General features: G+C 60.4%; 17 protein-coding genes and 1 pseudogene. 4 read left to right on the top strand and 14 right to left on the bottom strand.

What is annotated here, in order from left to right; genetic code table 11:
- Positions 1-4: 4 nt before the first annotated feature.
- The 4 genes and pseudogenes from XH81_RS02930 to XH81_RS02945 form a co-directional block, all read right to left on the bottom strand.
- Complete coding sequence (locus XH81_RS02930) at positions 5-295, bottom strand: ferredoxin (protein ID WP_271595678.1); 291 nt, start codon at positions 293-295, stop codon at positions 5-7.
- Between the two features lie 10 nt (positions 296-305).
- Complete coding sequence (locus XH81_RS02935) at positions 306-1586, bottom strand: cytochrome P450 (RefSeq protein WP_271595984.1); 1281 nt, start codon at positions 1584-1586, stop codon at positions 306-308.
- An 81-nt stretch (positions 1587-1667) separates the two neighbouring features.
- Positions 1668-2870 carry a cytochrome P450 gene (locus XH81_RS02940; protein ID WP_271595679.1) on the bottom strand — a complete coding sequence of 401 codons (1203 nt, stop codon included), beginning with the start codon at positions 2868-2870 and terminating at the stop codon, positions 1668-1670.
- Positions 2871-3961: 1091 nt separating this feature from the next.
- Positions 3962-4323, bottom strand: a pseudogene (locus XH81_RS02945) (transposase); the annotation flags it as partial.
- An 823-nt stretch (positions 4324-5146) separates the two neighbouring features.
- Between XH81_RS02945 and XH81_RS02950 the strand changes: the two are divergent.
- From XH81_RS02950 to XH81_RS02965, 4 genes are all read left to right on the top strand, one after another.
- A complete protein-coding gene (locus XH81_RS02950; RefSeq protein ID WP_271595680.1) occupies positions 5147-6034 on the top strand; it encodes an NAD-dependent epimerase/dehydratase family protein in 888 nt (295 codons plus the stop codon).
- Between the two features lie 299 nt (positions 6035-6333).
- Positions 6334-7554 (top strand): MFS transporter, encoded by a 1221-nt coding sequence (locus XH81_RS02955; protein ID WP_271595681.1) that lies wholly within the window; start codon positions 6334-6336, stop codon positions 7552-7554.
- A 39-nt stretch (positions 7555-7593) separates the two neighbouring features.
- Positions 7594-8448 (top strand): SDR family NAD(P)-dependent oxidoreductase, encoded by an 855-nt coding sequence (locus tag XH81_RS02960; RefSeq protein WP_271595682.1) that lies wholly within the window; start codon positions 7594-7596, stop codon positions 8446-8448.
- Positions 8445-9161 (top strand): dihydrofolate reductase family protein, encoded by a 717-nt coding sequence (locus XH81_RS02965; RefSeq protein ID WP_271595683.1) that lies wholly within the window; start codon positions 8445-8447, stop codon positions 9159-9161. Before XH81_RS02960 ends, XH81_RS02965 begins: the two co-directional genes overlap by 4 nt.
- Before the next feature lie 11 nt (positions 9162-9172).
- Here XH81_RS02965 and XH81_RS02970 read toward each other — a convergent pair whose 3' ends face one another.
- The 10 genes from XH81_RS02970 to XH81_RS03015 form a co-directional block, all read right to left on the bottom strand.
- Positions 9173-10117, bottom strand: a complete 945-nt coding sequence (locus XH81_RS02970; protein ID WP_271595684.1) for a LysR family transcriptional regulator — start codon at positions 10115-10117, stop codon at positions 9173-9175.
- Positions 10118-10623: 506 nt separating this feature from the next.
- Positions 10624-11127 (bottom strand): hypothetical protein, encoded by a 504-nt coding sequence (locus XH81_RS02975; RefSeq protein WP_271595685.1) that lies wholly within the window; start codon positions 11125-11127, stop codon positions 10624-10626.
- Positions 11128-11209: 82 nt separating this feature from the next.
- Entirely contained in the window at positions 11210-11905 is a 696-nt protein-coding gene (gene otnC, locus XH81_RS02980; RefSeq protein ID WP_271595686.1) for a 3-oxo-tetronate 4-phosphate decarboxylase, read from the bottom strand.
- A gap of 103 nt (positions 11906-12008) precedes the next feature.
- On the bottom strand, positions 12009-13421 hold the full coding sequence (gene pyk / locus XH81_RS02985) for a pyruvate kinase (RefSeq protein ID WP_271595687.1): 1413 nt from the start codon (positions 13419-13421) through the stop codon (positions 12009-12011).
- A gap of 45 nt (positions 13422-13466) precedes the next feature.
- Positions 13467-14252 carry an SDR family NAD(P)-dependent oxidoreductase gene (locus XH81_RS02990; protein WP_271595688.1) on the bottom strand — a complete coding sequence of 262 codons (786 nt, stop codon included), beginning with the start codon at positions 14250-14252 and terminating at the stop codon, positions 13467-13469.
- 28 nt (positions 14253-14280) lie between these two features.
- Complete coding sequence (locus XH81_RS02995) at positions 14281-15303, bottom strand: TRAP transporter substrate-binding protein (protein ID WP_271595689.1); 1023 nt, start codon at positions 15301-15303, stop codon at positions 14281-14283.
- Positions 15304-15360: 57 nt separating this feature from the next.
- Positions 15361-17298, bottom strand: a complete 1938-nt coding sequence (locus tag XH81_RS03000; RefSeq protein WP_271595690.1) for a TRAP transporter large permease — start codon at positions 17296-17298, stop codon at positions 15361-15363.
- A 25-nt stretch (positions 17299-17323) separates the two neighbouring features.
- Entirely contained in the window at positions 17324-18709 is a 1386-nt protein-coding gene (locus XH81_RS03005; protein WP_271595691.1) for a four-carbon acid sugar kinase family protein, read from the bottom strand.
- A complete protein-coding gene (locus tag XH81_RS03010) occupies positions 18706-19983 on the bottom strand; it encodes a ribulose-bisphosphate carboxylase large subunit family protein (RefSeq protein ID WP_271595692.1) in 1278 nt (425 codons plus the stop codon). Before XH81_RS03010 ends, XH81_RS03005 begins: the two co-directional genes overlap by 4 nt.
- A 182-nt stretch (positions 19984-20165) precedes the next feature.
- A complete protein-coding gene (locus tag XH81_RS03015) occupies positions 20166-21074 on the bottom strand; it encodes a LysR substrate-binding domain-containing protein (RefSeq protein ID WP_271595693.1) in 909 nt (302 codons plus the stop codon).
- Positions 21075-21259: the final 185 nt, after the last annotated feature.

Here is a 21259-nt window from a genome sequence, read left to right on the forward strand (position 1 = left end):
CATGTCATCCTAGATTGTGCTGGTCTTTCGCGGTATGTCGCTCGGCCTCCGCTGGAGAAGGCGCAGGGTCGGCGCTGGCGCGCTCGCCATGGCCAGCGTCGCTTTCGATGACCCGAATGGCGGCGACCGGGCACTGGCTGGCCGCGAGCCGCACGGCGGCGTGCAGCGCCTGCGGGACGGTCGCCACGCACACTTCGGCCACGCCGTCCGGTTCGCGCTGGCGAAAGGTGCCCGGCAGCGTCAGCACGCACTGCCCGCTGGTTCCGCACAGATCCTGGTCGACCGTGACGCGCATCTCAGCTCCCCTACGCATGCAGCCGCACCGGCAGCGCACGGAACGTCCGAAGGAACGCCGAGGGCTCCCGGGTCGGCTGCTCGGCCAATGCCAGCGTGGGGAAGCGGGCCTGGATCCGCGGCAGGCTCTCGGCCAACTGCACCCGGGCCAGTTGCGCACCGAGGCAGAAGTGAATGCCGTGGCCGAAGCTCAGCATGATCTTCCCGTCGGTCGACATGCCTGGACTGGTGCCGTAGAACCGCGCGGGATCGAAGCGATCGGGATCGGCGAAGGCGTCCGGGTCGCGATTGCCGGACGCGATCAGCACGCGCACGTCCGCGTTCTTCGGGATCACCACGCCGCCCAGTTCGATGTCGCGCTGGGCGATACGCGGAATGGAGCTGAACATCGCGGGCGCGTCGCATCGCAGGACTTCTTCGACGAATGCCTTCACCCCCGCGGCGTCTGCCTGCAGCCAGTGCCGCTGTTCGGAATACGCCAGCATCGCCAGGACCGCATGGTCGATGGTCGCAGCAGTGGTGGCGAAGCCGCCCAGCAGCATGCCCCACAACATGCTAATCAACTCGGCATCCGACAGCGTGTCGGCATCATCATCATGTGCGCCGACCAGCATCGACACGATGTCGTGGCGGGGATCGGTGCGCTTGCGCTGTATGAGGCAGCTGAAGTAGGCCTGCACTCTGGCACTGGCCGCGTCCGCCGCGGCGAGTTGGGGATCGCTGGCGTGCGGGCTCAGGCCTTCCAGAATGCCGCCGATGCCGGCGGCGAGCCCGAAAATGTCGTCCTGGGGCATGCCAAACAGTTCGGCGAAGACCAACATGGGCAAGGTCAGCGCGAATTCCCGATGCAGGTCCACCGCCTCCCCGCGCTCCAGCGCGGGCGCCATGCCCTCCAGTCGCGCAGCGACGATGCGCGCAATGCTCGGCCGCAGGTTGTCGATCTGGCGCATGGTGAAATCGCGCGAGATCAGCCGGCGCAGACGCGTATGCGTCGGTGGGTCCTTCATCGCAAGCGTGGACGCCAGCAGATTGAGCGACAGGCTTCTCGCCGCACGCGGGAAATAGCGCGCCAGTTCGCCAGGCGCCGGTCCCCGAAACGCATCGCCCGTGGCCTTGAACGCCCAGGAGATATCGGCGTGGCGGCTCAACAGAAAGAGGCCCGACGCCGCGCGATGCACCGGATCGTGCTCGCGCAACCACCGCATGAACGGATATGGGTCGTGGATGCAGGTTGGCGACGCCAGTTCGGCGAAGGCGTCCCGGCATGCCGCCGTGGTTTCTTGCACGTTGATGGTTACCTGTTGGCTGGCTGATCTGACCGGCGCGCGCGAGGCGCGCCGGCAGTTGCGGAGAAGATCGCGATCCGCGGCGTATCACCAGAGCACCGGGAACTCCTCGAACCCACCAGTGATGATCTCCTTGCGCAACTTCAGTTCTTCGGGCGCTACGGCTAAGCGCAGCTCGGGAAAGCGCTGGAAGATCGAACCGAACACCACCTTGAGTTCCAGCCTGGCCAGCGCCGCGCCGATGCAGGAGTGCGACCCGGAAGAGAACGCCAGGTGCGGCTCTCCCTCGCGTCCGATGTCGAAGATTTCCGGGTCGACGAAATGGCGCGTATCGAACGATGTCGCCGGCAGGCCGACCAGCACCTTGCTTTCCGGGGGAATATGCACGCCCGCGATGGTCACGTCGGTCCTCGGATAGCGCATGATGCCGTCCCAGCCCGCGCCCGGCGGGTACATACGCAGGATCTCCTCCACCGCCTTGTCGACCAGGGATGGATCGCGGACCAGGCGTTCGCGCTGTAGCGGATGGCGGAACATGGCCAGCAGGCCGAATTCGATCTGCGCGACGGTGCTCTCGTGGCCCGCCACCAGCATCCCCGCCGCCAGGCCGATCGCCTCTTCCTCGGTCGCCTTGCCCTGGTCAACCGCCGCGAGCAGATCCGTCAGCAGATTGTCGCCCGGATCCTGGCGCTTGTCCTGCATCTTACCGCGAATGTAGGCGCGTAGTTTTTCCCAAGCCAGGCGCGAAGCGCTGCGCGGGCCGCTTTCATGCTGGTGCGTCATCACCTCGTCGGACAGCCCGGCGAAAAAGGCGTGGTCCTCGTAGAGCACGCCCATCAGCGCGCTGATGACCATGGCCGGAAGGGGAAATGAGAGGTGGTGCCGCAGGTCGGCGGGCTGGGGCTGGGCCGCCAACGTCTCGAACAACCGCGCGGCGATAGCCTCGACCTGCTGGGCGAGCAGCTTCACCCTGTGGCTGCTGAAGGACGGCGCCACGATCGCGTGTAACCGGGCATGTTCGTCCCCCTCGTGCGAGACCAGCCAGCCCGGCGAACCGAGAATCACCGAATCTGGGGTGAATCCCGCCGGCGGCATTCCCGCGGGCCGGAACGCCGCGTCACACAGCACCGCCTTGGCCTCGTCGTAGCCTGTCACCCACCAGCCTTCGTGCCCGGACGGGAAGCGCACGCGGTGGATCGGACCCTTAGCGCATAGCACCAACATCTCGGGCGAGGGCTCGATGTGATCGACGCGCCACATCGGCAGCGTCGGCAAGGGTTGCTCGGACATGGTGGCACTTCACTCTCTGAGCGATGGAAGGGCGGAAGGTGACCGGCGGGCGCTGCGGGCAGCGAATGACGTAAAACGGCATGTAGACGACGTCCTCCGCGGCGATGATCAGCGCTAGATCCTGCAGTCGCACGAACAGTGCGGGGAAGGCGCATCAATTGCAGGCGGGCCAGCGCAGCGCCCAAGCAGAAACGCGGCCCGTGGCCAATCGACAGGTGCGGGTTGTGCCGGGTGACATCGAACCTGTCGGCATCGCCATGAATCGACTGACCGCAGGGATTGGTGAAGGAGGTTCGACCGTAACCTGTCCGCCTATATAGCCCCCGGACCAATCCCGCACCGCCGGTGGCAGTTTCACTCCTGGCTCAAGGTTCGCCGTTTTGGTTGCGCCGCTCGCGACGGGCGCAATTGTTGCGGCTCCCAAAAGAAGCATTCTAGACCGCATCCAACACTTGCCTGCATTTTCTCAGTCAACAACCGAGCGCCAAGTCACTGCCACAGCAAACCGTCGGAGGGGACCAGACGCGAACGCGGCGGTCGGTCCCCGAAGACCATCGCAGTGCGATTGGCGACGATGCCGTGAACAGAGCAAATCGCGTGCCGAAGTGAATTCGCAGGCTCAGCAGACACTTCGTAGCGGCGCGTAGTGTCAGGTTTCTGGCATTGAGTCTTAATGTCGACAACCGGCCCAGCAAGTGCCCGACAAAGGCCTGCTCTCGCGCTGAGATGCGGGGCAGCCCTTGCGCGAATTTCAAGCATGCGGATTGGCTGCAGCAGGTGTGGTTCGTCGGAAGCCACTCCGATGTCGGCGCTAGCTACTACGGAAAACAAAGCCCACCTCTCCTAGCGGTAACGGTTGCGCTGCGCCGGCCCTCGGGATCCTTCTGGCCGTAGGCCGCTCCGGTCTGGCCTTGCACTTCCAGCTCCATCAGTAACTGGGCGGCAAGCCGATCATCTCCCGCCGCAGATCCGCATCAGGGTCTTCTCCACGAGCGTCCGAGGTTCATCATCTCGTCGGTCATCGGTAGTTCCTCGAATCAGGTTGGTGTCAACAACCCGACCCTAACGGCGAATCGCCGGACCACTGGCCAGCGCGGACCTTTGGTCCCTTCGCCGGACGCCGAGCGGTGCCAGGCCTTCTTGGGAAGGCTCTGCGCGATCGCGGAGGTGGTGCCGGCGACAGGCTGCTGCTTGCCCCGGGAACGGAACACGTGATTGTAAGAACCCCCAGAACATAGCCTTTTCCCGCCTTGCGCAGCAGGTTTCGATCTCACCTGAGCCATACACGCTGTCCGCCGCCGCGAACGAGAACGGCGCCTTTGCGGCGACGGCGCGAGCGACCATTCGACGCGCGATCTTCGGCTTCGTCGCAAAGCCCATATCGCTCGGGAACATGCGCCGCTTTCAGGCGAGCGGGGTCGTCCGTCCATTCCTTTGGCGGATAGAGCGCCCGGACTCGTTGTTGCCGGTCGTCTTGAAGGTGCCGATGGTCGCCATGGTAGTCCTCCTTGGTCTCTGTTTTCCGAGCCCGCACTTTGCGGCCTCGATGGTGATCGACAGGCCGGAGGCGATCGACGGCGCACCCCGCAGGGGCTCGACAGCAAAGGAGTAACTTTCTTGTTTCTCGAGGAATGACGGCGCAGGCGGCAGGGGATGAACGTTGTGACGCCTCTGTTGCGCCATACGCGATTGAGGCTTCTAAGCCGGCCTTCGGTCAGATCCACCGATCGAAGAAGCCACTTCGTGCGTCCGAAACAGAGTTGACATCAACGAGATCGTGGATTCTCGCGTCCCGCAAAGACCGGCGCGAAACCGGATCTCGGCCGGATGGCTACGACGAATCAAAACCTCCGCGACCGCACTCGAGCAATACGCCCGCCAAGTCGAGTCGGCCGTACTTGTGATCCGCCGCTATTCGGTCGATCGCTCACGACATTCACCACGTATCTGCCTCACTGCGGTCGAGCCGCGGCGCTGCACTGCCCTTAATGCCACCTCAAAAGACGATGACGGCGTGCGCTCCGGCTGCGTGATCACGTCAACCTCACGCGACGGAACGTTATTAGCTTATCGGCCAAGCCTTGCCCGCCTGGTCCGGGCGCGGTCAGTCGCCGCCTCTGCATGGGGCAAATCCGTCCAGAGCGCCCCTCCCTCCGCGCGAGGATGTTGAGCCCAGTTGCACGCATCATTGAATTTCGTAGCGCAGCCTTTCCGGCAGACGCTCGTTATAAGACCGCCGATCGCGGCGATCGGCGATCAATTCGGAGACCCGGAGAGTGGCAAAGAGCAACAAGCGAGTCGCCGTCACCGGCGGCCACGGCAAGATTGGCAAGACTTTGGTCCCGTATCTACGCGAGCGGGGCTACGACGTGTTCGTTATCGATCGCGACGGACCACAGAGTCCTGATGAGCCGGTGATGGTGGCTGACCTTACGGACTTCGGTCAGGCACTTGACGCACTGTCGTCTGTCGGCAAGGACGTTTACGCACGCCCTGAACGCCGGGCCTTCGACGTGGTCGTTCATCTTGCAAGCATGCCTCACCCCCGCATGATCCCGGACGGCGATGAATTCCGGCTGAACATGATGGCCACCTTCAACGTGTTCGAGGCTTGCCGACAACAAGGTATCAAAGACATCGTGTGGACGGCCAGCGAAGTCGGGACCGGCGTGCCTTACGACAAAACCGACGCGCCATACGTTCCTGTTGACGAAGACTACCCGATGCGAGGCTACAACATCTATTCACTGACCAAGGTGCTGGGGGAGGAGATGGCGCGGCAGTTCTGCCTGAACGATCCGGAACTGCGCATCACATGCCTGCGCCTGAGCAACGTGATGGAACCTGAAGAGTACCCGGGGTTTGAACGTTGGCAGGACGATCCAACCCAGCGCCTCTGGAATTTCTGGACCTACGTCGACAATCGGGACGTTGCGCAGGCGATCGCCCAATCCATTGAATACGATGTCCGCGGGAAGGACGCGTTCTTCATCACGAATGACGAGACGGTGATGCGGACCCCGACGGAAGAACTACTCGACAGGTACTTCCCAAATATCGAGCGCCGGAGGAGATTTCGGGGCAACGAGGTGGTGCTGTCGAACGAGAAAGCGAAGCGCATCTTAGGTTACAAGCCGGAGTATCGCTGGACGAACAAGGAGTGACCACGAGAGATGCGGCCGAAGCCGCTCACATCGAGCCCTGCATCAAACCAGTATGCTTCGTGGAGCGGCACTCCAACTACGCCTTAGCGTGCTTGAGCTGGGCGGCAGGCGCCTGAGATTAGAGGAAACATCGTCCACTTCACGGTTCGCGTGAGGCGGGATGGCCGAATTGACGGCGTGACCAAAGTGAGCGGCGAGATCTCCGTTCGGATATCTCGGCTAGTTCCCCAGAGCGGGGATGTCTTAGCCATCATCGGCAGTCTGACTGCCATCGCAGAGAGAAGAGAGTTGCGACTGCAATGAGCCATAAAGTAATCACTTCGCCTCGCGGGCTGGCTGCTGCACAAGTCGTGCTCGCGCTGGGCGGCTTGTTCATTGGTACCGGGGAATTCGCCGCCATGGGGTTGTTGCCCGGCATGGCCGAATCCGTCGGCGTTTCAATACCTCACGCGGGCAATCTCATCAGCGCCTATGCGTTGGGCGTGGTCGTCGGCTCTCCCTTGCTTGCTGTGCTCACGGCTCAAATGGAGCGGCGGACGCTGCTCTTGGTGCTTGGCTCAATCGTCCTGCTCGGCAACGCGGCGTCCTCGCTGGCGCCAGGGTTCTTCAGCCTCGCAGCCGCGAGATTCATCGCCGGTCTTCCCCATGGCGCCTACTATGGCACGGCCTCGATCGTGGCGGCGGCCATGGTCCCTCCGTCTAACCGAGCCCAGGCGATCAGCCGCGTCATGCTCGGCCTCGCTGCCGCCAACGTCCTCGGCGTACCCATCGCAACGTGGCTGGGCCAGATTTTCGGCTGGCGTTCGGCCTTCGCCTTGGTAGCTCTCGGGGGCCTATCACTAGTTGGACTGCTACGCGTATTCATCCCAGTTGTCGCAGCGGACAAGCAGGCCAGTCCGCGGCGCGAACTCTCGGCTTTCGCCAGCGCACAGATCTGGCTGACGCTTGGGGTCGCCACAATCGGCTTCGGTGGAATGTTCGCAGTCTACAGCTACATCACTCCGACGCTAACCGAGGTCGCCGGTGTCGCCGCGGCGCACGTTCCGGCTTTCCTGGCGCTCTGGGGACTAGGCATGATCGCCGGCAACGTCGCCGGAGGATGGCTTGCTGATCGTGCGCTGATTCCATCAATCCTTGGCATCATCCTATGGAACGTGGTCTTCCTTGCCGGCTTCGCGTTGGCGGTCAATGCGGGCCCCGTAGCGGCTGGTCTGGCGCTCTTCATGATCGGCATCGGATTCGCCCTGGTGCCCGCATTGCAAGCGCGCCTGATGGCGGTGGCAGGGCATGCACAATCGCTGGCGGCGACCGTGAATCACTCTGCCTTCAACCTCTCCAACGCCATCGGCGCCTGGATGGGCGGAATGGCTATCAGCGCCGGCTACGGCTGGCCATCGACTGGTTTTGTCGGGTCGGCGCTCGCAGCCGCAGGATTGATGGTGATGGTCTTATCCACACTGCTTCCATGGCTTTGCGCGGGCGCGAAAAGCAGCGAAGCGGCCGGGAGCCGGGCCGCCTAGGGTCGGCTTTCCTCATACCCAAAGCAAGGAACCGTTGACATGGACGACAGAGTTGGAAGACCGACATTGTTTGGTAAAGGCAATGTCGCTGTCATCACTGGCGCGGCCAGCGGAATCGGCCGTGCAGCGGCGGAGCACTTCGCCGCGCTTGGCATGCGCCTGGTGCTGTTCGATAAGAACGAACATGCGCTGGCTGGGGTCGCGAGCGGCCTGCAAGCCGACGTCCGGCACCTCGCCGGCGATGTCACCCGATTCGAAGATCTAGAGCGCTTGCGCGACCTCGCCGTCAGTGCCTTCGGCAACGTCGCTGTGTTGATGAACAATGCGGCGATCGGCGGCCGAGAGGACGACAATTGGACCGGGCTGAGCGATTGGCGCCAGATCATTGAGGTCAACTTCTGGGGCGTCGTGAATGGCGTCCACGCATTCACTGGAGCGATGTTGCTCCAGCCTGCGCGCGGCGCGATCATTAACACCGGCTCCAAGCAGGGCATCACCAATCCGCCGGGCTTTCCCGCCTATAACGTCGCCAAATCGGGCGTGAAGACTTTGACCGAGCAGCTGGCTCACGGTCTGCGCCAAAAGGGTGCTGCCGTGACGGCGCATCTGCTGGTTCCCGGATGGACTTACACCGGCATGACTCATGCCCCGGACGGAAAGCAGCCGCCAGGCACGTGGACAGCCGAGCAGGTGATCGACTTCATGGTGCCTCGGGTCGAGGCGGGTGATTTCTATGTCATCTGTCCCGACGGCGCCGTGACACCGGAGCTCGACGCCGCGCGTATTCTATGGGGCGCCACAGACATGACCGAGAACCGCCCCGCCCTATCGCGCTGGCATCCCGACTGGAAGAAACGCTTCGACGATTTTGTAGCAAAGGAGACGCGCGAATGAAGCCTTATGTAGTCTGCCACATGATGGGCCCGCTTGACGGTCAACTTCTTGTCGAGCAGTGGACCCCGTCCACCGGACAACCCTACGACGCGCTGATCGCTGAGTATGACCGCGTGCACGAACAGTTCGGCGCAGACGCCTGGATTTCCGGTCGGGCCGTCGGTGCTGAATTCGCCGACGGCAAACCACATTCGCCGATACCGATACCCTCCGTGGAGCGGCCTGTTCACGTGGCGCGCAGTGGCGCCGACGAATATGCGGTGCTAATTGACCCACACGGCAAGCTGCACTGGAGTGGACCGAAGACCTATGGCGCGGCCACAATTGTGCTGCTGGGACGAGACGTTCCAGACGCCCATCTGGCCGAACTGTCTTCCGATGGCATATCCTATGTTACCGCAGCGAGCGATAAGATCGATCTCGTCCATGCGCTCGAGACACTGAACACGAAGTTCGGGATCAAGCGGCTGATCCTCGAGGGTGGCGCGCACACCAATGCAGAATTCCTCGAAGCAGGCCTCGTCGACGAGATCAGCTTGCTCCTTTTCCCGGCGATCTGCGGACGGACCAGCAGTCGGACGATATTCGGGGCGCGGCCGGACGGACTCGCTGACCGACTTCGACTATCCATGATCTCGTCCGAGGTGCGACAGGCCGGCGTCATGCATCTCCGTTACAAGGTGGACTACGCGTCGAAAAACAAGGGAGGGTGACTCACGTGGAGTCACTGGACTTCGTTCTTCAAGAAGGAGATCAGGGCGCGTAGCGCGCTCGGCACCTGCCTCCGGCTACTGTAGTAAACATGAAAGGCTGGTCCGAACGAGCTCCACTTCGGCAGCACCTCCTTCAGCGCCCCGGATTTGAGCTGATCATGGACGCGCGGTTCGACGCAATAAGCTATGCCGCCACCGGTCCCTGCGATTTCGATCGCGAGCGCGGTCTCGTTGACGACGATCGCCCAATCGAGGGAAATCTGTGCACGTTCAGGGCCTTTCTCAAGCTCCCAGTGATAAATCGCTCCCGTACCCGTCCGCAGGCCAATGCATCGGTGAGAAGACAGGTCGGACGGATGCTTCAGTCGAGGGCCTCGCGCGAGATATTCCGGGGAGGCGATCATGATCCAGCGAAGATCGGCTCCAATTGGTACGGCAATCATGTCCTCGGGAACAGACCCGCCGAAACGAATCCCCGCATCGAAACTGCCGCTGACAATATCGACGAACTCGTCCTGGACGACGACTTCAAGTTTTACCTTAGGATAACTCGCCATGAATCCTGCGAGGTTTGGGCCCAAGGCAAGCCGAGCCGCGTCGGTGAGCACATTGATCCGCAGGCGACCCGACGGCGTATCCCTGTGAACGTTTAGATTCTCGATCCCGCTCTCGATTGCCTCGAACCCGCTCTCAAGGCTCGCAAGGAGCTTCTCGCCGGCTTCGGTTAACGTGACGCTCCGATTTGTGCGATTGGCCAGACGAACCCCGAGCCTCGTCTCAAGTCCGCGCAACGCATGGCTGAGTGCAGATGCTGAGACATCGAGCTCGAGGGCGGCGCGTCGGAAGCCGCCCGCTCGCGCGATCGTTCTGAACAGGTTCAAATCCCCAAGGTCGGAGCGTGTGAGTGTAGGACGCGCCATGCACAAACTATGAACGTCGCTCTGTTCAATGTCCATAATGTGCTAATCGACGTCATTTTATCTTACGGAGGCAGGCGACCGTAAGATACGAACCTGGCCGCGACTATGTGATCAGTCGAACGCTTCCGCCAAGAGATCGTCTGCGTCGCTATCGCCTGGGCCACCGTGAAAAGAGCCACCCTCACATCTCAATGCTGCATCTTCAGCGGAACGCTTCTCTTACAACTGGCCGAGCGTCGTTCCATCATCTGCCGGTCGCTTGATATAGATGGGGATTCGCTGTCAATCCCGAACGAGAAGTCGTGAAGAGTTTCTGATCGTGGCGAACTAAAGAAAAAATGCGTCCTGTCCGCGCGGCAGGGACTCACGTCGCCGGCGCCGCGCGCGCGGAGAAGCTGCACAATCCGGGGGCGTGTACTCGAAACCAAGACGGGGTGCCGATGCCGTCTGCTTTTTGCTTAGCAGCGAACGGAAGCGTATCTTGCCGGAGGTCTGAGCAGGATCAAAAGGCGACGTTGCTTGGCGACATCAGGGGGATCAGCTCAAGGATCAAGAGCATCATCGGCTAGGGTCCTATGCGTGCGCGCACGAAGTTGAAGGACGATCTCGCCCGCTCGCTTACCGTCGTTAGCGATGGCATCGAGCACTCGCCGGACTTCCTCCAGATCTGGCGGTTGAGCGCTCAGCCAGTTTAACCCCGCCTGTGCATTAATGATGGTCGCTGTGAGCGCGTTGATGGCGGCACCATGGGTGTGCACAGATTCCACTGAGGTCTGCAACGGCGCTCCGCTTTTCGGATCGCCCAGATTTTCTTCTGGTTCGGCGATACGGGTGCGGTGCACCCGACGCGGCCTTAGACACTGAACAGCGTTTGCAACTTTCCGGATCACATCGAGTACGAGGTCAGGCTGGCACAGCTTGGGAAATCGGCCCCTATCGGCCTCGAAGGCAGAAGCGCCGATGCCTTTTACGACAAGACGTTGAAACTCCGGTTGAACCGTGCGGCCCTTGTTGGCCACGATGCACCAACTCGACTTCCAAGACATAGCGCGCTCCTTCCGCAAGCGGTGAAAACGATTCGGCGCTGTCGGCCCGAGAAGCCGCTCCAACGTGGATGCAACGAGCCAACTACTTCCCTTCGGTTCTTTGTAGGTTCTGAATACACGCCCTCTGGCAAATAATCGGAAATGAGAGCTTGAAGGTCTTCGCCAGATCCTGTTCCTGCTCCGGCGATAGGTAGCGGGGGTTGAGTCCACGTAACAGCAAGTAGAGCCTCGCGGTCTCTTCCAATTCTTCGGTAGCGAAGAAGGCAGCTTCTAACGTATCGCCCGCAACCACAGGGCCATGGTTGGCGAGCAAGACGGAGGAATATTTTCCCCCAAGACCTTTGATCGCATTCGCAACGGCAGGATCGCCCGGCCTATAGTACGGCACCAGAGCGGTCCGACCACATCTCATGAGGTAATAGGGGGTCATCGGCGGCAGGACGGCTCGCCGATCGACCTCGGGCAACATCGATACCGCGACCGAATGAACCGAATGAATATGTACTACGGCCCGGGCCGTACCTCGCGTTTGGTACAGCGCGGCGTGTAACGGGACTTCCTTCGTCGGCGCATCGCCAGATAAGACGCTTCCCTGCGCGTCCGGATGGGTGACGCGATTGGGATCGAGGAATCCGACCGATGCGTTAGTGGACGTCACGAGCCAACCGCCGTCATCGAGCATAACACTAATATTGCCAGACGATCCCGGCGTGAAACCGCGCTCGAACAGCGAGCGGCCGAAGCGGCAGAGTTCATCCCTCAACTTGCTGTCGCTCACTGTCGCACCGCCATTCGTCGACTTCAGGTGGCTACTTCTGACATTCGAATGAATCGAAACCTCGCCGGGTTTGGCCGGCCCACAGACCGATAGCCTCAACAGTTCAAGGTACCGCGATGACGCGGATATTATTCGTGGTCCCGGCCTGCGCGAACGGAATTCCGGCAACGATCACCACGTGGTCCAAGCTATCTGCGAAACGTTCTCCGACCGCGGTAGAAACAGCGCGCGACACCATCTCCTCATAGTCGCTCACGTCGGACGAGAACACGCTGTGCGTCCCCCAGAGAAGACACAGACGACGGGCGGTGTCCGAGCTCGGAGTAACGGCAAGCACTGGCACATCTGGACGGCGGCGAGCGATGCGTGCGGCGGTCGTGCCTCCGGACGTGTACACGACGATAGCCGCCGCATGGATCGCCGACGCCAAGCCCGCCGCAGCTGTGGCCACCGCGTGGGGCGGCGTTTGCTCCTCGTCGGGGCGCAAGGCATCAACGATCGATCGATACATCTTGTGACGTTCGGTGCTGCGGACGATGCGATCCATCATCTCCACCGCCTCGCGCGGATATCGGCCGACGGCAGACTCCGCCGATAACATCACGGCGTCGGCCCCATCGTAAATGGCCGTGGCGACATCGGACGCTTCCGCGCGTGTCGGCGTCGGCGAAGACACCATGGAATCCAGCATTTGGGTGGCTACGATCACAGGCTTGACCGCCAGTCGACAGGCTCGCACCAGTTCCTTCTGCCGCCCGGGAACGTCTTCGTGGGGTATTTCCACGCCGAGATCGCCCCGCGCCACCATGACCGCGTCGGACAAGCTAATGATGTCATCGATCCGATCAAGAGCAGCCGGCTTCTCAAACTTCGCAACGAGCCCTGCCCGATCGCCAATCAGGCCCCTCGCTTCAATGAGGTCTCCCGGTCGCTGCACAAAGGACAGCGCGACCCAATCGACGCCGAGTCGAAGGCCAAATTCTAAGTCTGATCGGTCTTTTGGGGTAAGCGGAGACAGATTCAAGATCGTCCCAGGTAGATTGACGCCCTTGTGGTTGGAGATTTTGCCGCCAACGATTACCTCAGCATCGAGACTGTCGCGGAGCAGCGTCTTAACGCGAACGCACAGGCGACCATCGTCGATCAGCAGATCGTGGCCAGGAGCCGCTGCCACGAAAACCTCCGGGTGCGGCAGCGGGATAGCATCCCGATCCCCGGCGCCTTCTTGGACAAAGCGAACGGTTTCGCCCGGTGCTACGGTCAAGCTCCCGTCGCGCAATGTCCCGATCCGGATTTTCGGTCCCTGGAGATCCAGCAAGATGCCAATCGGTCGGCCCATTTCAGCCTCGAGCGCGCGTATTGCTGCGTGGACCCTGGCGTGATCCTCCCTCGCCCCGTGACTAAAGTTAAGGCGAAAGGTATCAACGCCTGCCTCGAACAATGTCCGAAGCATCTCTGGTTCGCAGCAGGCGGGTCCAACTGTTGCTACGATCTTCGCTCGGCGGCTTCGTCGCACCTAATTAGCCTTTCCATCGAAAAAGCAAGCCTGCACAACGGACGCCTATCGAGGCGGCGTTTTGTCCGGTCCGAACATCAGACCAGCTTCACGGAAACCGCCGTCAACGTTCAATGTATGGCCGTGGACATACCTGCTCTCGTCCGAAGACAAAAAGACTGCTGCGTCAGCGATCTCTTCCGGGGTCCCGTAGCGGCCCATCGGAATGAGGTATTCATAGGCCCGGCGTGTCGCGGGATCGTGTGCCGTCTTGGCCATCTCGGTTTCAATCGCTCCCGGAGCGATGTTGTTGACATTGATGCGGTGTTGAGCAAGTTCGACCGCCATGACCTTGGTCAGCAACTCGAGGCCGGCTTTAGCCGCGCCATATGCGCCGCGTCCGTTTCCGCCGCGCTGGCCCGAGAGCGATGCGATGTTTATGATCTTGCCACCACGTCCTTGCTTAACCATCTGGCGCGACACGGATTGTGCCACGATGAATGCTCCCGTCAAATTGATTGAGATCATTCGCTGCCAGTCCTCGAGCTTGATGTCGAGGAACGGCGTGTTGCCCCCGATCCCGGCGTTGTTGATCAGGATATCCATTCCCCCGCAGCGACGGACCACTTCGTCCATCAACTCGCCCACCGACGGTTGATCCGCCACGTCCACGCGCAGGCCTAAGTGATCTCGGTCGGCATTTTCGAGAGCAGCTGCCGCTGTCTTCGCACCGTCAAGGTTGACATCCGCGATCACGATGCGCGCGCCCTCCCGCGCCAGTGCCTTCGAGATTGCAAATCCGATTCCGCGTGCGCCTCCGGTGACGAGTGCCACTCTCTTGTCCAATCTCATGTCTATCTGACTCCCGATTTTGTCGTCTTCACGTTAGCTTTCCGGCGGTGCTCTCAAGCATCGTCCAGAGTTCCTCCCCGTATTTGGTTCGCCATTCCTTGTAGAAGCCGGCGCTGCGAAGAGCATCTCGGAAGGCGTTGACGTCGGGCTCGTTGAAGATCAGACCCTTCTTGGCCAGGTCACCGCGCAATGTCGTGGCAAGCGTCGCCATGTCCTTCCTCTCAGCCATTGCGGCGTCATTGATTGCCGTGGCCACGATTGCGCGCAGATCCTGAGGAATGGCTTCCCAGTTTCGCTTGTTCGCCACGCAGAAGAAGGCATCCCACATGTGACCGGTCAGAGCGCAGTACTTCTGCACCTCGAAAAGGTTCGCCGTAAAAATGTTGGCGAGGGAGTTTTCCTGGCCGTCGACGATCTTGGTCTGCAGCGCGGAGTACAACTCGCTATAGTTGATCGCGGTCGGTGCGGCGCCAAAGGCCTGGAACATAGACGTCCATAGTGCACCTACCGGCACGCGAATCTTGACGCCCTTCAAGTCGGCCGGCGTATTGATCTGCTTCGAGCTCGTCGTAATGTTGCGGAAGCCATTGTCCCACATCTTGGCCATCGGCACGAGGTTCGCCTTGCCGATCGCGGTTCGCAATGCGTCGCCGAGTTGTCCGTCCATCGCCTTCCAGACGGCGTCATAATCCGGAAAGATGAATCCCAAACCGTAGATCGACGCGGATGGAACGATCGTCGAGAGCACGTTGATCCCCGAGTTAAGAAACAAATCCAGACCACCGGCGCGCAGCTGCGACAGCATGTCCGTGTCGCCCCCGAGTTGGTTGTTGGGAAAGACATTGATTTCCACCCGGCCTTTCGTTTCAGACAACACGCGTTCAGCAGCTTCCCGCGCACGCGCGGTAATTGGATGTGACTCGGCGAGGTTGAACCCCCATCGGAGCTGAAATTCTGCGGCCCGAGCCGGCCTCACAGACAATCCGGCTCCAGCAGCCACCGCGACCGACGTTGTTGTCTGCAAGAACGTCCTGCGACTGATCTTCCTCATTGCTTCCTCCATCGTTCAAGTTGCCAGGCTCGATGCCACCTACGGCGGAGCGTCAGTTCACAAGAACCCTGTTGAGATCCACGGAACTGACGCGACAATCACCAGCCCAACCAAGAGGGCCAACATGTAGCCAAGAATGGGCCGCATTCCGGCGTCCGGGCTCACCCTGCTGATCGCGCATGCGGCGTAGTAACCAACGCCGAAAGGCGGTGCGAAGAGGCCGACACCCATCGCCAATATGACGACCATCGAATAGTGAACGAGATCGATCCCCAGAGCTTGAGCTATCGGGAAAAGCAACGGACCGAAGAGAACAATGGCCGGAATACCTTCGAGAACGCTGCCAAGAATGACGAAGGCCACAATGGACACCGCCATGAAGCTTGCCGATCCACCAGGCAACTGCTTCATCGCCACAGCGAGTGAGCGAGAGAAGCCTGATTGGGTCAGACTCCAAGCCATCGACGTCGCGGTGCCGATGATAAAGAGGATGGCCCCAGACAGACTCGCGGTCTCGACCAGCATCGGCTTGATCCTCCGCCAATCGAATTGCCTGTAGAAGAGAGCGCCAACTACAATCGAATAGAAGATCCCAATGGTAGAGACTTCGGTCGCCGTTGCCACGCCTTCGATCACTGCGGATCGAATAACGAAAGGAAGAGCGATTGCCGGTACCGCGAGCAGAAACGCCTTTCCAATTTCCTTGGCTGAGGCGCGACGAGCAAGGCTAAGATCCTCATTGCGGTATCTCCATGCAATGACCCAGCAAAGGGTGATCGCCAGAATCACGCCGGGAAGAAGTCCGCCGGTGAACAGAGCCGCAATGGAGACTCCGGTAACCGAGCCGATGGTGATGAGAACTATGCTCGGTGGAATCGTCTCGGTTTGAGCACCTGTCGCGGCCAGCAGCGCGACGAGATCTCCTTCCTTCGCACCCCGACGCTTCATTTCCGGAAACAGAACCGGCGCCACCGCGGCCATGTCCGCGGCCTTTGAGCCGGAGATCCCCGAGACGAGGTACATCGCTCCGACGAGGACGTACAATAGACCACCGCGCACATGGCCTAACAGGCTCGCGAGGAACGTAACCATGGCCCGCGCCATGCCCGTCATTTCGATCAGTTGACCGAGAAACACGAACAAGGGAACTGAAAGCAGGATGAGATGGCTGACACCTTCGTCGATACGACCCACGATGATCAGCGGCGGAGTCCTGGTCGTAAGCATGAGATAACCGAATGTTGCCAAACCGAACGAAAAGGCGATCGGAACGCCCGTAAAGACGGTGCAGGCAACGACAACGACGAAGAAGATGATGAGATTTACGTTGCCGAGCGGCGCAAAGACCGGCTTGAGAAGCCAAAGTATCCCCACCAACAGTGCGACAATGGCGAGGGCGGTCAGAGCCTGTCTTGCATCACCGAGACGCACGAGGCGAAGGAGTGTGAATATTCCCATCAAGCCAAAGCCGACGGGAGCGGCGGACGCTCGCCACGCGTTTGAGAGATCCATCGCGGGGGTTCTAACGATAGCTTCCTCGATTGCATACTCGAGCGTAGCCGGAAACAGGAGGACGACCAGCCCCAGTGATGCTGCCAGCGCGATCGCGTCGAGGTGAGCTCGCATCCTAGGAGACACGAATGCGAATAGCGCCGTCATTCTCATGTGCTCGCCGCGTCGCAACGCAATCGCGGAGCCCAGCATCACAAGCCAGAGAAACAGCATAGAAGCCAGCTCGTCCGACCAAATGATGGGCTTGAGGAAGACGTAACGCGCCAGGACTCCTGCAAACAGCAGCAGAATCTCGGCCGTCAGCAGTATGCTGACGCAGATTTCAAGAATAAGGCCGAACAATTTATCGGCGCCATCTGCAATCGCCTGCAGAACGCTCTGGCGCGAACTCTCCACGGACCGTCCAAACGGCGCGTGCGAGGTCGCGCTGCCGCGACTATCGTGCGCGGCCATGCCGCCTGAAGCCATCGTTGGGACACGCATTGGCATCCTCCCTATTTCGTTCTTATTAGACTCGACCCAGCCATCCGCGCTTGAAGAATTCTTCGTCGCCGAGTTGACCGCCCTTGAATGCTATCTGAAGTCCATCGAGACGGCCGCGGATCGATCTGGCTCGGCAAAGTGGCACGCCAGGGCTTACGCGCGATTCAATTTCAAGCGCATCAATATCCAAGAGTTGTGCGACCTGACTCGACGTGTCGCCACCGGACAACAACAATCTCTTGAGGGGTACCTCCTGCAGAATATCACTAACGAGTTGGCCAAGCTTCCGACCAAGGTTTCGGCCACCTTCATGCTTGGCGAACTCGCGCGACATCCCGCCCGTTACGAGCATATCAATCATCTTCCCGATCCGTGGATCATCGGGACCACGGGCTGTATGCAAAATGACGCTGCGTCCTTCCTTGAGCAGCGAGAGGGTACGTGCGACGGCTTGCCTCGCGGCTGCCATGTTTTGGCCATCACCGAGCAGCGCAGCAGCGTCGAGAGGCACCTCCGCAAATCCCGCCCGCACAGCGGCATCGATCTGCAATGCGGTCACAGGTGAGGCACTGCCCGACACGGCCAGTACCTGATCGATCGCAGCTGGGCCGCCGTAGGAGCTGGTAGGTGGAGGGATCACACCAGCCTCCCGCCACCACTGCGTCAGGGCATACTCCACCCCTGACGGACCCACCACGAATGCGCTTCCACTCACTCCAGCCCAATCGACGAGGAGTCGCCCAACCTGTGTAAGCTGTGAAGCATTGGTCGAGTCGAGCAGGATTGCGTCGGCCCCACCCTCTGCTAAATCCTTGAACTGCCCGGATGCCAATTCATAGCCCTGGTCCAAGAACGGGCACGTCAGCTTTTCGATCCTGAGCGCTGCCTGCCGTCCGATGTGCAGCGCCAGATCGCTTTCTTGCATAGGCGTCACGGGGTGAACGCTCATAACCGGATGCCTATCGATACGATAGACGTTCCCATCAGTTCCGGATCGGGCAAACAGGTTTCCGAACGCGCAATATCTTTGAAGCGATGGCGTACCCCCAACGATGGGAACTGGATCGCCAAAGATTGACCTTGCGATTTCAATCACTCGACCGATGCTGCCGATCTCCGGCGAACTGTCAAAGGTCGAGCACACCTTATAATGAACGATCGGCGCGCGAAGCGATGCAAGGTACCGTAAATGCTTCTCCAGATGTTCGGTCATCTCCGATGGAGACATGCCGCGACTCACACCGGCAAGGCCGACGACATCAATGTCTCGAAAGTGATTCAAGACATCGGGGCTCGGCGGACGGAGAAAGAGAGCAGCACGGAGCCCGGCGAAGGCTACGACCTCAAGCGCATCCGTCGATCCAGTGAAATCATCACCGTAGAATGCCAACCGGTAGCGAGGCTGTGTCACGCCGCCCCCCCGAACTTGGACAGCGCGAGCTGAAGCGGCGCATGGGATTTTGCGTACTCAACCGCTGGTATACCTTGGACTGCCGCCTGCCAGGCTTCTCGCAAACTCATGACGCCGCCAGCGATGCCGCCAGGATGCCCCATGATCCCGCCGCCGGCGAGGTGCATGAGGTCTATGCTTCCGAGGCGCTCGAATGTGTCTCCGGCTTGTCCGGCCCATTGTCCTGAAGAGAAGACCGGCATCATTGGTTTGACACCTGAAAACGCAGCTAGGCATGAGCTCGCAGACAGGATGACGGAATCATCCGGCTCCCAGAATTTACTCCTCAGACCATTCACGTGCAGATGATCGACACCAGTCAGTCGCCACAGCTTTTGAAATGCCAAGAAATCGAAGCCGAGCCAGGGATGACGGGTAAATAAGCCCCACCCATTGCGGTGACCATGGATCGGCAGATTCGTGTAGGTCCGCAGATGTTCGATCGCAGAGAAGCCGCACCAATTGACGCTCACCATGACGCAGGTTCCACCGGCCTCTAGCACCAGGTCATGGCGACGCCGCATGTCGTCGATCGAACCACTGATATTGATCGCGTACATGGGCTTTCGGCCCAATCGGTCGGCATGCCTGTCGATCACCGGAAAGACCGCCTTCAAACGCTCCTCGAAAGGCGCGTAAGGCGGATCGGCGATTAACTCGTCATCCTTGAGAAAGTCGATCCCGGCTTCGCAGATCTTATCGACCAGCGAGGCGGTCTCGGATGGAGACATACCGATACTTGGCTTCAATATCGTACCGATGAGCGGGCGATCGAAAACACCGGCTAAGCGGCGGGTCCCGTCGACGCCGAACTTCGGACCTGGAAAGCTTGCGGCGTACTCGATGGGAAGGTCGATGTCGAGCAGCCGAAGGCCCGTGATTTCGCCGAGCTCGAATAGATTGCCGGCAACCGTCGCCAAGAGCGTTGGAATATTGCGGCCCACGTTATCGACCGGAAACGCGATCTCGATCTCGCCGCGCCGAAACGTCGTTGTTCTCTGCCTCCGCTCTGAGAGCGCACTGCGCAATGTCGGGGCGTCGGCGGATGGCAGCTCGGTCACCCGAAGCACCCGTGCGCGCGACCGCTTCTTCAACTCATCCGTTTCGCCGGGCAATGAGAGAAACGTCCCGCTTGACTGCTCTCCTGCCACGACTTCTGCCGCCCTCTCGAGACTATCGACAGTCTCGATCAAATATCGGGCTGTGAACTCGGCTCGCGGATTGTCGCTGCGCATTGTGACGCCTTGCTGCATTTCTTCCCGGAATTCGTCTCATCCATCCGTACGATCGAAGAACGTTTGGATGCGGACGGTGATATCTTCACCCGGGCTATGGCATGACGGCAAACGATATTCGTGAAGCAACCCGTGAGGAAAACTCACAGGGGCTCGGCCTTCGCTGGTGTCGGGAGAGGTTGCTAAGCTTCGACCTTACCCAACATGGCACAGCTCTTCACAGTGGCAGACATTTCGCGCGTGAGCCATTGCGAAACCGCTCTACTCTCAGGGCGAGTTGCGACGTGGGGCGCCGTCCATAGCATTAAGGTGCGTTTACCGGGGATGCTGCCAAAGGGCGCAATCAGTCTGCCGCTATTGATCTCCTCCAAGACGAACATCGTCGGGACCAGCGCCAAGCCCAGCCCGCATAGCGCCGCCTGGATGAGAAGATAGAAGTGATCATACGACTCTTGAATGCGGATATCCCACTTCAACCGCATCTCATCCAGCCAATCTGACCAAGCCTCCGGGCGTGTTCGCGTGCCGAGCAAACGGCACCCCGCGATATCATCCGGATCATTCAGGCTGTTGGCCTTGGCGTAAGAAGCTGCGCAAACCGGGGAAATCCACTCCCGCGCTAGCTCCTTGATGACTACGTCTCGCGGCGGTGCGATGGTACTTGAACGGATAGCAATACTGACCTTGTCACGAATGAAATCTACTTGATCGTAGTTCAGGTTGAACTGGAGATCGATGCCTCTGTGAGCGTCATGAAAGGCTGCGAGGCGGGGAATCAGCCAATACATCATGATGGTCGCAGAACATGAAACCGTCAGCGGCCCCGGCAGGATTTGCTCTACACTCGCGTCGATAAGGCTGAATGCGCCAGATAGTCCTTCCGCCAGACGAATCCCCTCCGGCGTCGGGTCTGTGGAGGACGACCCTCGCACCAATAGCGGGACACCGAGCAATTCCTCCAGCGATCGGATGTGCCGGCTAACCGCCCCATGTGTGACGGACAATTCCAACGACGCAGCGGTCATGCTGCGCAATCTCGCCGTGGCCTCGAAGGCACGCAGCGCATTGAGCGAAGGCCGGGGACGCACCATCGATACCTCGAAAGCCTAAAGTTTAGCCGTTGTGAGCTTTAGTCACAAGTGCCGCGATAAAAGTCGTTTGGGCATTTGGCGGCGGAGCCATAATCTCTCGACCTCAAAATCGTTCATGGCTGATGCACTGCGAAGGAGGCCGCCATGAACCAAAGCTCGAGCACCGCCGGCAGCGAGAGAACGGA

This window comes from Bradyrhizobium sp. CCBAU 25360, from assembly GCF_028128695.1.
GTDB lineage: Bacteria > Pseudomonadota > Alphaproteobacteria > Rhizobiales > Xanthobacteraceae > Bradyrhizobium > Bradyrhizobium ottawaense.